The organism is Tetragenococcus halophilus (assembly GCF_001712815.1).
Lineage (GTDB): Bacteria > Bacillota > Bacilli > Lactobacillales > Enterococcaceae > Tetragenococcus > Tetragenococcus halophilus.
Map to the genome: position 1 here is coordinate 1,334,401 of NZ_CP012047.1, position 14,234 is coordinate 1,348,634.

Here is a 14,234-nt window from a genome sequence, read left to right on the forward strand (position 1 = left end):
CATTATTCATTGGAAGGTACTAAATCGTGACCAATAAATTGATAAAACAAACATTTAAATTCTATATTTTCAATGTTTACCTACTCACTTTTGTTTGAAATAAATAAAATTATTTATAATTTTAGCAAAAGCAAAAATAAATAACGACACAATCGTAACAAACTTAATACTCATTAGTAGTTTTATATTCACTAAAGGTTTATATCCAATAGTAAATTTGTTTACGCCTTTTTTAGATTGAACAATCGGCGCGCCTAGAGTTGTCTTTTGTAGCTGATTTGACGTCAAGTTTTTTCCATTAAAATTGATCTGGCTTCCTGTATAAACAATAGTTGGTAAGATATTTTCTTGGTTTTCCCTTCCTTTCCATGTTAGTACTAATCTATTTTTCTCATCAATTGTTTTTGAGACATCAAGACTATTATTGACGATCTGCTCATCATACATTTGATAGCCACCTTGTTCGTCCAGCTCTTCTTGGGTCATATCATTTAATAATGGTAAATAATCAGGGGTTGGCTTTTTGATAACTTTAAACGCATCTTCATAACTCCCGCTTGTAAAACCTGCACGAAGCTCGTCCGGGTCATTGGTGGTAACCCAAGGAGCGTTGTTTCCTGAAGAAGTTGGCGTATCGCTTTCCCAGGCTTCGGCACTTCGTAATATATTTAAATTAACATTTGCAATCATCAAAAATGAAAGCATACATAAAAAGGAGTACATAACTTTTTTCTTATCTGCATTCAAGTTTTTAGTTAATTTCTCTAGTGTATAAGCAAAAGCAATAAGCAGAAAAATATAAGCTATCAAAACAAACCTTCTTGGAAACTGAATGATTTGAACAAAACTCGTATAAAGAGAAATATCTTCCCAAGGTATAAAATTCGTAGAAAGAATTAAGAAGAAAGCCCCCACAAGTGTTAACAGCCTTTCAACGATAGAAGTATCTTTCCAGCTAACAAAGAAATAAAAAATTTGAAACAACATTAAGCAAGAAAAGACCATGCCTAGACTAGAATAATTGTTATCTCCAATATCAAAATAAGTTGTATAAGATAAGACATCATCAAAGAATTTAGGATACACAAGTTGATTAGTTAAGGAAACTTCTAAAAACCCTATTAAAGTATTAATATTAAGTAAAATCGTTAGAAAAACGGCGATAAAAAAATCTTTTATCATTTTTCCTTTATGTTTTGTACGTAAAAAACCAACTATATAAAAGGGAACACTTGAGAGAATTCCAAGAAATAACGTTAAATTGTGTAAAAATCCAACACTTGTCACAGCAAGTGCTAATTCAATAGGCTTTATCGGTCTTTCTTGATCCTGGATCACTCTAACAGCTGGAATATAAATAAAAGGAATAAAAGCCGCGCCCCAGCTTGTCATATTTTGCGATAACGCATAATGAGAAACCATTGAACTACTCATATAAAGTAATGAAATAAAGATAGAAAATTTATAATGAACCCGCGCTTTACTGGCCAAAGAAAACATTGCTAAGCCTGCAATAAAAAAACAAAGGAATGAAGTCAATAATTGATAACGAAACCAATTTCTAGTAAAAAACATTAACAAACCTTGTAAATAAGAAAAGTCAGGTCCATATAATGCGTTAACGATTCTTCCTGATTGGTCAAAAGAAAAAATTGACTGAAAATAATTAAAATCACCTGTTTTTATTTGCATATACGCTTCATAAAAACGATTGAAATGAAACATCATATCATTTCCAAGAATGATTCCGTGTTTATAAAGCTGAGCAGATACCATTAAAAAAGCTGCTAAAATAATAATGGATAAAGCAATAATGATTTGTTTTTTTGTTAAGCGGACCTTTCTTCTGTTATCCCTATTGTTCAATTTTATTTTTCCCGAAGTTTCCACTGCCATTCTCCTCTATTTCAAAATAATTTTTAAAAAGAAAAATTATTTAAAAATTTTAAACCGCTCATTTAATCAACTTTTAAAAAACTTTTTATAAACTTCCTCGGAACGGTTAGGGCCATCCAAAGGCGTAAAACGATTTTGAAAGGCTTGATACTGTTCTTTATAATTATCCCAGTATTGATCTTTTTTAGCTATTGCTCGACAAAGATTTGAAGAATTTTTAACAATCGGTCCAGGGGCTTCCTTTTCTAAATCAAAGTAAAAGCCACGCATATCATTATATTCATGTAAATCATAACAATAAAAATACACAGGGTTACCCGTATTTACATAATCAAACATAACAGACGAATAATCCGTTACTAACATATCTGAAGCTATCATCAACTCTTGGATATCAGGATATTTTGAAACATTAATAATGTTATGACGAAATTCTTCTGGTATTTTTAACTTATTAGATACAACTACGTGTTCTCTAATCAACAAAATATAGTCTTCTCCTAATCGACGTTCAAAGATACGAAAATTGATTTTATTTTTTCTTACAAATTTCTTTCCTTTTTTCTCATTATCACGAAAAGTAGGCGCATAAAGAATTACTTTTTTATCTTCGGGTATAGCTAGTTTTTGTCTAATTTTGCCTTTTCTTTTTTCTAAATCCTCTGTATAAAAAATATCGTTTCTTGGATACCCTAGTTCTAATACTGGTCCATTGTATTGAAAAGCAGAACGAAAAGCATTCGTTGCATAAGAGGAAGGAGACACTAAAGCACTCCACTGATTTTTTGCATGTGTCACACGGTCTAAATAGCCCTCATCTCTTCCTTCAATTTGTTCTTGGTCATGTTGCATTTTCTTTAAAGGCGTACCATGCCAAGTTTGTAGATATTGTGTCTTCTTTGGTTTCGTTAAATAAGTCGGGAAGTTTTGGTTGTTGACCCAATATTTACTAGTAGCTAAGTACTTATAAAAACTAGGCGATAGGCGCTTAATAATTTTGGTATTTGGGTTTACGTTTAATGGTTCATTATTGTTCATAACCCAAATAAAGTCAAAGTTTTCTTCATTTTCAACCATTTTTTCATAAATCACACGTGGGCTATCTTCATATCTTTTACCCACTCCGCTTTCAAATATAATGCGGTTATCCACAGTTTTAGCAAAACGACTTAAAAATTTATAAAATAATTTCATGGTTGGAAAGTAATTTCGTAAAATTCATCATTATCATAAAAATATTTGTCTTGGATCAATCTTTTCTTCAATAACATTTTATTACTACCCGTACTTATAATATATTCAATATCTCCCCATAAGTTAGGGTTAGTTTTATATCGACTTAACATAAGATTTTTATTAACTTTGCTTATGTATATCTTATCATTTATCTCAAATTTTTCTTCTAAACCTTGAGGAGAAGATAACCATAATTTTTGTTTTTTATAATAAAAACCAATAATATTTTCATCTTTTGTTATATATTGCTTATCTATTTGCGCTTCTACAATATTTTTAGAAATTTTTTTAAATTTATACGGAATAGAATGATTATTTATTTTTATATAAAAATCTTTACTATTAAAAGCAATAAAATTATATAAACTAAATTGCATAATGAGCATTTCCTTACTTGATTTAAGATCATACAATTTAAATTTTCTTCTTAAAGTACGCTTAAAATTATTTAGCACAGCTCTGTCACCTTCAAATATATTTTAATTATTACATTGTTCTCTCAGTAACAATTTTTTTTAAATTATCTATTGTTAGTCTTATTCTACAACCTTTTAAGTTCCAACATTAACTGAGTAACTTGTTGTGAAGCTCCCCCGTTTTCCCAACTACAAAATAACTGTTCAAATCGTTCTTTTTTACTGTCATATTCTGAAAATTGCCCCTGCGAAACAAAATTACGAATAAATTCATACAAATTTTCTTCATCTTCTGCAATAGGCCCTGGAACTTCGTTATAATCTAAATAAAACCCACGCAATTTTTCTTTATAATGCGCCATATCATATGGGTAAAATAACATTGGTCGTTGCAATATCGCAAAATCAAACATTACAGAAGAATAATCTGTAATTAATAGGTCGCTAATTAGATAAAGCTCATTGATGTTTTCATCTATACATATTTTCACTCGATCTTCGTAACCTTTAATATCAATTGAATCACCAACTAAATAGTGCGGACGGATAATTAAAGTGTCATCTTGATCTAAGCAGTTCACTATTTTTTCTAAGCTAAACGGCATATAAAACTTATAGTTTCCTTTTTTAATAAAATAGTCATCTCGCCAAGTGGGAGCATAAAGAATTACCCTACCGTTTTTTTTACCAATGATTTTTTCTTTCAATCCATCTTGTAATTTCTGATTGTTTTTATTATTCACTAACTCATCATTTCGTGGATATCCAATTTCTAAAAATGTATTTTTAAATTGAAATGCCCGTTTAAATATATCTTCAGAATATTGATTGGGCGCAATAAGATAATCCCAACGGCTTGCTTCAAAGATAAAATTATTTTTATATTTTTCTGTGTCGTTTCCTGGCATCGCTACCTCTTGAATATCAGCGCCTAATTTTTTCAAAGGAGTTCCATGCCAAGTCTGGATATAGATCGTATCCTTATTTTTCTTTAACCAATTTGGCATACGTGAATTAAATACCCAAAAGTTCGCCCGAGTAGTAAGCCACAACCACTTAACTGAAAAACGAGGGACAAGATTTAGATCAGGAAATTGTTGCTTTGCTTCTTTTATATGAACTTTTTTTATTCCCCAATATAAATTTGCCTTATCTGTTTGTTTAACTAATTCCTGATAAATCGCATACGGATTATCTGAAGGAAGTTTTCCATTAAACGATTCAAATAAGACAACATCTTTACGGACAGAAAAAACTGTAGCCGTAATATTAAAAATAATTTTATATACTTTACTAATAATCCTTTTAATCATCTTTTGTACGAACCTTCCAAAATAAACTTTTAATGACAAACACTGGTAGCTGTAAAATCCGCTTGAATCTTTTACGATCCGTTAATGAACGATACAACCACTCTAAGTGAGTATCAATAAAAAATTGCGGTGCACGTTTAACATGACCACTTAATACATCAAAACTTCCACCAACATCTTGAAAGACTGAAACATCTAAACGTTCAATATTTCTTGCCAACCATTCCTCCTGCTTAGGAAAACCTAAAGCAACGAATAGAAAGTCTGGTTTAGCTCGGTTAATTCTTTCAACAACTTCTTCTTCAGACAAATTTGTGTACCCATCGATTTTATCACTCAAAATTAAATTAGGATAGTCTTTTTTTATTTGCTTTGCAGCATCAGTAACAACTTGTGGTTTTGCTCCATATAAAAAAATGCTTTTCTTATAAGCATTTGCATAGTCTAAAAACCGAAACATCAACTCAATCCCGGCAACACGTTCTTTGATTTGTCCACCAGTTAACTTTGAGACTAATACAATACCAATACCATCAGGAATTCGATGTGTACTTTCTTTGACAAATTCTTGTATTTCAGGATAATTTTGCCCTTCAATAATAATTTGTGGGTTCACACTAATAGCACTCATTTTCTTGTCAGTTTGAAGATAATTGGCTAGGTCATCGATTACATCATCATAATTGATAATATCTACAGGAAAGTCCATGATTTTTTCAGTTGTCATATGCTTTTTCCACCCACCTTACCAATTGCTTATACGCGTCCCCTTGCGTATATTCATTCCACATCTGATTAAATGAAGTAAAATCTTGCGAAAAAGGATATTGAATCGCTGAAATTAACTCCTCTTGGGTTGTTACAATTTGACCTGGTGCCCAATCTTCAAATCCTTCTTCAATACCAACTTCTTTATTATATTGTTCATAATCAAAACAAAAAAAGACCATCTTCCCTTCAGGATTAGCTAAGGAGTATTCAAAAGGGATAGAAGAATAATCTGTAATCAAACAATCAACAGAAGGTAATATCTGTGCCAGATCTAGTCCATTAAAATTAGAAACGATGTTACTTTCGTCTTTTACTTGTTGATAAAGGTTGCTATCATGAGGATGTGCTTTCACTAGAACTTGCCATTCATCGCCTAACTGATTCGCTAAACGAGAAAAGTTCAGTGGTATTGTTACTTTATTTTCTCGATATGTTGGTACATATAGTGCAATTTTTTTCTTCGTTGAAATATTATCTCTAAACATTTTTTTTGCATTGTGCATCCAGTCTTTATCAAAATAAAAATCCGTAGGTAAGTAAGCAAAAGACAACTCATTAATTTTTTGCCGATAATTTTTGGCAAAAATATTCGCCATTTTTTGTGAGCTCACCACGTAATGCGTAAATTTTTTATATACTTCTAAATACCTTTGCTGGTCCTTTCTAGAGACTTTTTTTGTATAGGCTGCTTCAAGACCAAAAGTCTTAATTGCACCATTTGCGTGCCACAATTGCACTACTTTTGTTCTAGCTTGAAAATTAATGCCAGCTAAAAAAGCGTAGTAATTATCACAAAAAACCAGCTGGCTATTGGTTACCATTGGGACAATGTCTTTTAATAATACTGGAAAATCGTCAATATTGTAAGTAAGACAGCCATTTTTTTGATAATAAGAGGCTAGTTCTTTACTGCTTTTTGTATAGCAAATCACCAATTCTTCCGAAAAGTTATCAAATAGCGTTTGTAAAGCTAACTGACTAGCAGAAGGAAAACTCAGCAGAAACACGATTTTATTATTCTTTATTTTACTTTTTTTACTTACCGAATGAACAAGCCGAAGATAGATTTCTTTGCTTGCTAAAACAAGCGGATTGTTCACAAAACTGCCTCCTAATCAATTCAATCTATTTAAACTAATTTCACTGTAAATCAAGTACTTTTTCCCATTGTTGCATTATCATCTCAGGCCGATATTGTTTTATAATATCTTCTCTAGCTTGTTTACCCATTTTTTTAGCTGTTTCTTCATTTTCTAACAAATATATAATATCATTGGCCATTTTTTCTGTATCTTTATTTTCAATTAAAATACCGTTTTGCTCGTGTTTAATAAAATCTGAAGGACCATATCTTACATTAAATACTACAACGGGCTTTTGTTGAAGCATTGCTTCAATGATGCTCAAACCTTGTCCTTCTATTTGTGAAGTAGAAACCACACAATCAAACTCACTTATGGCTTTATTGGGGTCATTAGTATATCCCATCAATTTAAAGTTATTTTCCAGACCATTCTCTTGGATTAATTCTTCAACCCTTGAGCGATATTCACCTTCACCATAAATATTGAAAGACACATTGCTATAAATACTAGTAACAATTTTTGCTACTTCAATGAGGTAAACAAAACCCTTGTTTTCAACTAACCTAGAAACCATACCTACTATTTTTTTACTATCGTTGTTAGGTTTGTTCACTACATCAGGTATTTCAATAAAATTACTAATAGCAGAAACATTGTTTAAATTATAGTCTCTAATTATATCATTTTTCTGGGACTCAGTTAATACAATAACACCATCTAATTGATCTCCATTTTTTAAAATATATGTCTCTTTGTTTTTTTCCTTATTTCTCACATTAATATGATTTGTATAAATAAATGCATATTTTTTTACATAAGTAAATCCCGCTGCCAAAATTTTAGGAAAACTTCCTGGACCGTCACATATGATGATATTTTCAGAACGATCTTCTATTAATTCGCTTAAAAAGTAAGAACACAATTCAGAACTGTTCTCAAATTGCTTGTTATCGGTCAAAAGATATATTTTCCCAACTTTGCCTGTCTCTCGGTTGATATTTCTTCTTAAAAATGGAAAGCCCAATTCATCAAAAAACCTCTCAGAAATTAAACGGTTTTTATAATCGTATTCTTTGATTCTTTTTAGCACATTCTTTCTATAATAGACTCTTTCTTTTCTTTGATTATTTTCAAATCGATCTAGAACATAATTTCCCGTCTCAAAATTTCCTTTTTTATAAAGCAAATATTCACCTGTTGTTTTAGAAAAATACCGAGAAATTTTTTCATCCTGTACTATACATAAGCTTTCGTTCAACAAATGATCATAATAGTCATACAAGAACTGATTTTTTTCACTATGAGTTACTAAAGATCTCGATTCAAAAAAATCAAACATGTTAAATAATTTGGTTTCTGAATACATTTTTCCACTTTTTTTCAATTCTTTAACAACCTTGGAAGAATTATACTTATAGTCAAAAGTAACAATATCTGCCGGATAACCATTTTTATAAAAATATCGACTTCTATTTAAGACAGCAGAGGTGATTCCGCCTTTATTCAACCCCAAATCAAAGAATACCATATAGATATTATTCATAGTCTATTAGCCTCCAAGCTTTTTAAGTAAACTGCTAAAAGTTCTGACTTTATTATGCCTTGTTCTTTATTATTTTAACTGAAAGTAAATAAAAAAGAAAACTTTCAATTTAAAATTATAAGAAAACTACAAATCATTAATCGAGTAGGAGACTAACCATTAATTGATTAGTCGACCTCTCACACCACCGTACGTACGGTTCCGTATACGGCGGTTCAATAATTTAAGCTTTTATTTCTCAAGGATTTCAATGAAATCCTTGAGTTTCCATTGTTTGAACTTTTCTTTGCTGAAGATTCTATTTAGAAGTTTTGATTTTGAAATTCGCCAATACTGTTTCCGGCTATTCGCATACGTCATGGCCTCTTTATGAGAGGCCCCTCTTGCCTTCAGTTGGCGGTATTTCGTATCGACTTTCTTCCATCTTTTCCAAATCAAGGCTCGCAACCTATGTCGTAAGTATTCCATCTGTTTAGCTAGGAAAGTTTTTAGTTCTCCGTCTTTATAGTATTGAATCCAACCTTGGGTGTACTGATTGATGGTTTTGATCATCTCATCTAGCGTGCCCACCCTTTTTCGGTTCGTCAATCTTTTCAGCGTTCTTTTGAACTTTTGTTTGGCCGACGCTGTGGGTCGGCTCTTTACTTTCCCTTATCTTTTCTCATACGATAGCTCAGGTATTCTAATTGATGCGCCTTAATGATTTGGCTCTTTTCTTGATTCACCGTCAATCGTAATTTCTTTTCCAGGAATTGGGTAATACTTTCTTGGACTCTCTGAGCGGCCCGCTCGCTTTGGACAAAGATAATAAAATCGTCCGCGTATCGAATAAACCGATGGTTTCTTCTTTCGAGTTCCTTGTCCAATTGGTCCAGATAAACATTGGCTAAAAGAGGAGAAAGCGGGCTCCCTTGGGAGGCTCCTTTTGAAGTTGGACGAAGAATTTCGCCCTCCATTACTCCTGCGTTTAAGAAATTCCAAATAAGTTGGAGAGCGGCCTTTTCTTCGATGTACCATTGCATACGATGCATAAGTTTCTGATGGTTAATCGTGTCGAAATAGCTCTTTAAATCACAGTCGACAACCACGTCATAGCCTTCTTCATAATATTGGCCTGCCTTCGCTATTGCTTGTTGACAGCTTTTTCCAGGTCTAAACCCATAGCTGTTTTCCGAAAAGGTCGGGTCGATCAAGGGCGTGATGACTTGTAAAATCATTTGTTGTACTACGCGGTCCCGTACGACGGGGATGCTCAATTTTCGTTTCTTGCCGTTTCCTTTAGGAATTTCCACACGTTTTGTTGGTTGTGGGCGATAGGTCCCTTCTCTCAGCTTTTGTACAAAGGGACGACGATACTTGTTCAAATGAGATTTGATTTCAGATACCGTCATATCATCGATTCCCGGTGCTCCTTTGTTCTTTTTGACTTTCTCGATCGCTCGATCTATATTCATTGAGCTGACGAGTTCGTTCATTAATGGAAAGCCACTTTGGTTCATCATCTTATTGTCGTGCTCCCTTACGCGCTCCTCATTTCTTCTTTTGCTTCCAGCTTATCCTTCCACGAGTGAGCTACCTATCGGTCTTTACCACGGTATTGGCTGCGGTCCTGGTGAGCACGTCCACCTCCTTGTTTACTTCAAAGTTATTATTGTTCAGTCCTTCATATCCATAGGATACTACTATGACCTTGGCTGACTTCTGCCTATTCGTTGTTACTACGATTTCTATCGCTAGGCAGACCTCCTCGGGTAAGGTGTGATAACTTTCCACTCACGTCACCGCCTCATTTACTGTATGGGATTCGGGCAGTATTGGACTTTGCTTTGTTTTGCAAGCTCGTCCGTCCCAATTCAGCCTTCTTATGAGATTCCTGTTCGTCAGTGCGAGTGTTTGCCTCCAGCTTCCTTCAGATTCCACTTCGCAGTGGACACCCTTGCTTTTGGCTAACAGTTCCTACTGCCAAGCCTGTAGTGGACTTTCACCACCAAGTTATCGCCCATGCCGAGCGCACAAAAGGCCTAGAAGCTTTCTTATGAAGTTTCTAGGCATCAAAATAATTTTTATTTCTCTAAGACTGTCTCTATTACTCTTTCTGAAGCTTTGCCGTCATCAAGTGCACAAAATTCTTCATAGAAACTCTTATATTTCTCTTCATATTCATACATAACCGCTTTAATATTTTTTATTCGGTCAATTACCTCATCTGAAGTATACAGCAGTGGACCTGGTAAATCGTTATACACATCAATATAAAATCCGCGTAATTCATCTTTATATTTTGACAAATCATAGGTATAAAACAAAATAGGACGTTTTAAATTAGCAAAATCAAAAAAGACTGAAGAATAATCTGTAATCAAAAGATCACTTACAATAAATAAATCATTAATATCATTATATTTTGAAAAGTCAAATGCAAAGCCTCCGTAGTTACTTAAATCTAACACATCAGAAATAAAATAATGCATACGCAGAATAATGACGTATTCATTTCCTAACTCTTCACGTAGTCGTTCAAGATCTAACCGCAAAGTAAATTTATATTTTCCCACAGAATGAAATTCATCATCACGCCATGTAGGAGCGTATAAAATAACCTTCTTGTCTAATGGTATACCCAATCTTTGTTTAATTTCTTGTTCATCTGCTGCCGTATGGTTAATCAAAATATCGTTTCTCGGATAGCCATAGGTTAAAATATTCTCACGCGGAAACATAAACGCATTTATAAAAATATCTTCACTATATTTATTATCAGCAATTAAATAGTCCCATTTTCTAGACTGCTCATAGAATATTTTTTTATAGTTTTTATTAGCTGAAGTAACATTATCCATATCAAACACTAGATGCTTTAAAGGCGTACCGTGCCAAGTTGATAAAATCACTTGATCTTGCTTTTTCTCAAGATAATTAGGTTGGCGCATATTCAAAATAAAATACTTCGCAATTGTCACATAATAAAAATATTGCCAACTAAATCGAGTAATTACTTTAACATTTGAGCGCTGGAATTCTGGCGACTTTTCAACTAACTCCTTATCATTTAAAATCCAAACATGTTTCCATTTATCAGGTTCTTCTTGTAATAGATAATTAAAAAGAGCTTTCGGACTATCAGAATAGTTCCTACCCAAAAAGCTTTCATATAAAATTGTTTGATTTTTAATCGGTAGTTTGGAGAAAATATTTTTTTGAATACTTTTTTGTCGATAACGTTTCTTTTTAGGACTCATAAAGCGTAAGGCATTATAAACAATCACGCGACTTCTACTCAAACGATAGGCAGTTTTAAAATTACCGCTTTGAATACTATTGATTTCAGGTTTATGCCTTTTTTTGATACTTATTGGTTCTGATTCAATTTGTAATAATTGATATAATTCTTGATAAATTGGAACGATATCTTCAAAAGATACTTTAAATGAATCATTTGTTACGACCTTATATAGGTAATAATTTTTAGCAGCATTTTTCACTTTTTTTGTAATGATGTCATTATCACTTATTTGTACGGCTTCGTTAAAAGCTTGAACTCTTTTTAATTGGCGATCCTCTCGTTCGATTTGTGACGCAGAAGGTTCATTGATTGGATCATTATGAATTGACTTATAATATAATTTTGTTGATGTTTGTTGTATCGCATCTACCATATTATACAGACGAACTAAAAACGGTATATCTGCATATAAATCATTTCGTGTATCAAAAAACAGCTCATTTTCAAGTAAAAAATCTCTTCTTATAATAAAACTATGTGCTTTCAAATGGTAGCTCAATTTAGAAAAATATTTTTCTACAGTCAATGTTTTATAAGGATGAGGAACTACATCATAATTAAATAACTCGCTTACAAATTGATCTTCATTTGCAGAACCATAACCTTCATTTTTTAACATTTTATTTAAGCTATTTAAGGTAGAAATTCGATAAAATGGCTTTTGTTCTAATTTTAAAGCTGAATTTTTATCTAAATCTGTTTTGGCTATCCTCAATTTAAGCACATTTACCGAATTATTACTTTCATTAATCATTTGCTTAGCATAAATTAATGCATTAGGGTGTAAGAAGTCGTCAGCGTCCATAAATAAAATGTAATCACCTGCTGCTTCTCTTATCCCGATATTTCGGAAATTAGCAATGGTCTCACCATCATCTTCAAAAATTCGATAATTTAAAGTGCTGTTTTTTAAATATCTCTCTAAAATAGTCGACTGGTTGTGAATAAAAAGCACTTCAAAATTTCGATAAACTTGCTTTTCTAAACTTTCAATACAATATTCTAAAAACTTTGAACTATTTTCTTTATAAGGGATAACGATCGAAAAAGTCATGCTGTCACTCTTTTCAAATATAAACTTCTACTTATCTTAATCATTATAATAACACCTGAATGATTTATAAATTTTTCCCAGGATCATTCAATCCTTGGCATGTGCTTTTTTCTAAAGGTTGAGTTGCTTCACCTTCTGGGTGTACAAAAAGAACGCACTTCGTGTTATTGTAAAGTCAACGAAACATAACAATAAGGAGTGCGTTCTTATGTCTTTCACTTTACAACAAAATTCTCTTACATTCAATAAGCAAAAAGCTATCTTGATCGCCAATGACGGTGGCACCTTAACCAATGACGCGGGGCTCGTCTTACTTTCGGAGTTTCTAAATCAAATTCGTTTTGATTCCCTGTTAGCGCAATACGTTCATATTCCAGAGTATCGTGCCTTCGCCCAACATGAATGGCTGGATGTCGTAAAACAATGGCTATATCAATTGATCGCTGGTTATTCTCGAGACCGAGACGCCAATACCTTACAATATGATCGCCTTTTTAAGGAAGCATTGAAACAAGAACGCCTTAGTTCGCAATTTATGATGTCTACTTTGCTTCATACCTTGACAGAAGAAAATGTTAATCAACTATTACAAGTGGCGAAAAAACTTGGCGATTTAGGCATGGACCAGCAAAACAGCCAACAACTCGTGCTTGATCTGGATTCCACCTGTTGTCCCACTTACGGAAAGCAAGAAGCAGGGGAATATATTTACCACTATGGCCTCAATGGGTATCATCCATTTGTGGCATTTGAAGGTTTAACCGGATTGGCATTAGATGTTCGCCATCGTCATGGCAAATCTTATACCTCCACCCACGCCGAAGATTATCTCGTAGAAATGTTGGCGCATTACCAACAACGTTCGAGTGATCCCACAATGCTTGTACGCGGGGATAGTGGCTTTGCCAAACCGGAAATTTATAAACAATGTGAGTGTCGAGGCGCCCATTATGTGATTAAATTGAAAAATAACGTACGGTTGATTCATTATGCGCAACATCTTGTCCAATATACCAACGGTACGGACTACACAAAGTCCGAACATCAATATTTTAAGATGGCTTATCAAGCAGATTCTTGGGACCGATCTCGAACAGTAGCCATCAAGGCTACTCGAAAAGCCGAAACTTTACTTTTTTCCGAATTTCAATTTGTGGTGACCGATTTCGCTCATCTTTCGCCCCAAACCATTTTTCAGCTCTATCAAAAACGAGGGAATATGGAAAACTTCATTAAAGAAATGAAGACCGGATTTTTCGCTGATAAAACGGACAGTCCTTCCTTTTTAGCGAATAAGGTTCGCTTAGCCCTAAGTTTTATCGCCTATAATATCATCCACTTGATGAAACAGCTGACTTTTCCGCAAGAGAAAAAGACGACGGTGATTGACACGATCCGTTTTCAACTATTTCATATTGCTGGAAAAGTCACAGAACACGCGCGTCAAGTGCAAATTCACTTATCAAGTACGAATGTTTACAACACGCTTTTTTGGGAAGTCCTTACACGAATTCAGCGATTGAATCTCTAGTTTACTTTTCCCCTTTTCCTCTTGATAAAAAAGGCTTGGCTTTCATTCTCTAGGAAGAATTTTATCTTTTTTTAGCGTCGTTCGATCATCCCTTTCTATTCTTTAT

At 33.2% G+C, this 14,234-nt stretch carries 11 protein-coding genes; 1 reads left to right on the plus strand and 10 read right to left on the minus strand.

The genetic code is table 11. From position 1 onward, the window contains the following. Positions 1-84 precede the first annotated feature (84 nt). The 10 genes from AC806_RS06245 to AC806_RS06290 all read right to left on the minus strand — a co-directional run bounded on the left by AC806_RS06245 (position 85) and on the right by AC806_RS06290 (position 12,597). The gene (locus AC806_RS06245) at positions 85-1,890 is read right to left on the minus strand and encodes a glycosyltransferase family protein (RefSeq protein ID WP_083207572.1); all 1,806 of its coding nucleotides are present in this window, start codon (positions 1,888-1,890) and stop codon (positions 85-87) included. A 72-nt stretch (positions 1,891-1,962) separates the two neighbouring features. Continuing rightward, positions 1,963-3,090 carry a CDP-glycerol glycerophosphotransferase family protein gene (locus AC806_RS06250; RefSeq protein WP_069028987.1) on the minus strand — a complete coding sequence of 376 codons (1,128 nt, stop codon included), beginning with the start codon at positions 3,088-3,090 and terminating at the stop codon, positions 1,963-1,965. Continuing rightward, the gene (locus AC806_RS06255; protein ID WP_069028988.1) at positions 3,087-3,587 is read right to left on the minus strand and encodes a hypothetical protein; all 501 of its coding nucleotides are present in this window, start codon (positions 3,585-3,587) and stop codon (positions 3,087-3,089) included. Before AC806_RS06255 ends, AC806_RS06250 begins: the two co-directional genes overlap by 4 nt. A gap of 86 nt (positions 3,588-3,673) precedes the next feature. Continuing rightward, on the minus strand, positions 3,674-4,861 hold the full coding sequence (locus AC806_RS06260; RefSeq protein ID WP_069028989.1) for a CDP-glycerol glycerophosphotransferase family protein: 1,188 nt from the start codon (positions 4,859-4,861) through the stop codon (positions 3,674-3,676). Continuing rightward, positions 4,854-5,588 carry a WecB/TagA/CpsF family glycosyltransferase gene (locus AC806_RS06265; RefSeq protein WP_180991304.1) on the minus strand — a complete coding sequence of 245 codons (735 nt, stop codon included), beginning with the start codon at positions 5,586-5,588 and terminating at the stop codon, positions 4,854-4,856. Before AC806_RS06265 ends, AC806_RS06260 begins: the two co-directional genes overlap by 8 nt. Further along, the gene (locus AC806_RS06270) at positions 5,578-6,732 is read right to left on the minus strand and encodes a CDP-glycerol glycerophosphotransferase family protein (RefSeq protein ID WP_069028990.1); all 1,155 of its coding nucleotides are present in this window, start codon (positions 6,730-6,732) and stop codon (positions 5,578-5,580) included. Before AC806_RS06270 ends, AC806_RS06265 begins: the two co-directional genes overlap by 11 nt. A 40-nt stretch (positions 6,733-6,772) precedes the next feature. After that, entirely contained in the window at positions 6,773-8,260 is a 1,488-nt protein-coding gene (locus tag AC806_RS06275; protein WP_069028991.1) for a glycosyltransferase, read from the minus strand. A 231-nt stretch (positions 8,261-8,491) separates the two neighbouring features. Next, entirely contained in the window at positions 8,492-8,848 is a 357-nt protein-coding gene (locus AC806_RS11730) for a group II intron maturase-specific domain-containing protein (protein WP_014123482.1), read from the minus strand. A gap of 53 nt (positions 8,849-8,901) precedes the next feature. After that, complete coding sequence (gene ltrA / locus AC806_RS06280) at positions 8,902-9,762, minus strand: group II intron reverse transcriptase/maturase (RefSeq protein WP_014125684.1); 861 nt, start codon at positions 9,760-9,762, stop codon at positions 8,902-8,904. Between the two features lie 561 nt (positions 9,763-10,323). Then, positions 10,324-12,597: a CDP-glycerol:glycerophosphate glycerophosphotransferase gene (locus tag AC806_RS06290; RefSeq protein WP_069028992.1), complete on the minus strand. Its 2,274-nt coding sequence runs from the start codon at positions 12,595-12,597 to the stop codon at positions 10,324-10,326. A gap of 208 nt (positions 12,598-12,805) precedes the next feature. On the opposite strand from AC806_RS06290, the gene AC806_RS06295 reads away from it, so the two are divergent. Continuing rightward, positions 12,806-14,128, plus strand: a complete 1,323-nt coding sequence (locus AC806_RS06295; RefSeq protein ID WP_014124543.1) for an IS1380 family transposase — start codon at positions 12,806-12,808, stop codon at positions 14,126-14,128. Positions 14,129-14,234: the final 106 nt, after the last annotated feature.

What these genes read in the sequence shown, in the direction of transcription:
- AC806_RS06250 (WP_069028987.1), bottom strand. Translation starts at nt 3,090, where the DNA reads ATGAAATTATTTTATAAATTTTTAAGTCGTTTTGCTAAAACTGTGGAT.
- AC806_RS06260 (WP_069028989.1), bottom strand. Translation starts at nt 4,861, where the DNA reads ATGATTAAAAGGATTATTAGTAAAGTATATAAAATTATTTTTAATATT.
- AC806_RS06265 (WP_180991304.1), bottom strand. Translation starts at nt 5,588, where the DNA reads ATGACAACTGAAAAAATCATGGACTTTCCTGTAGATATTATCAATTAT.
- AC806_RS06275 (WP_069028991.1), bottom strand. Translation starts at nt 8,260, where the DNA reads ATGAATAATATCTATATGGTATTCTTTGATTTGGGGTTGAATAAAGGC.
- ltrA (WP_014125684.1), bottom strand. Translation starts at nt 9,762, where the DNA reads ATGATGAACCAAAGTGGCTTTCCATTAATGAACGAACTCGTCAGCTCA.
- AC806_RS06290 (WP_069028992.1), bottom strand. Translation starts at nt 12,597, where the DNA reads ATGACTTTTTCGATCGTTATCCCTTATAAAGAAAATAGTTCAAAGTTT.
- AC806_RS06295 (WP_014124543.1), top strand. Translation starts at nt 12,806, where the DNA reads ATGTCTTTCACTTTACAACAAAATTCTCTTACATTCAATAAGCAAAAA.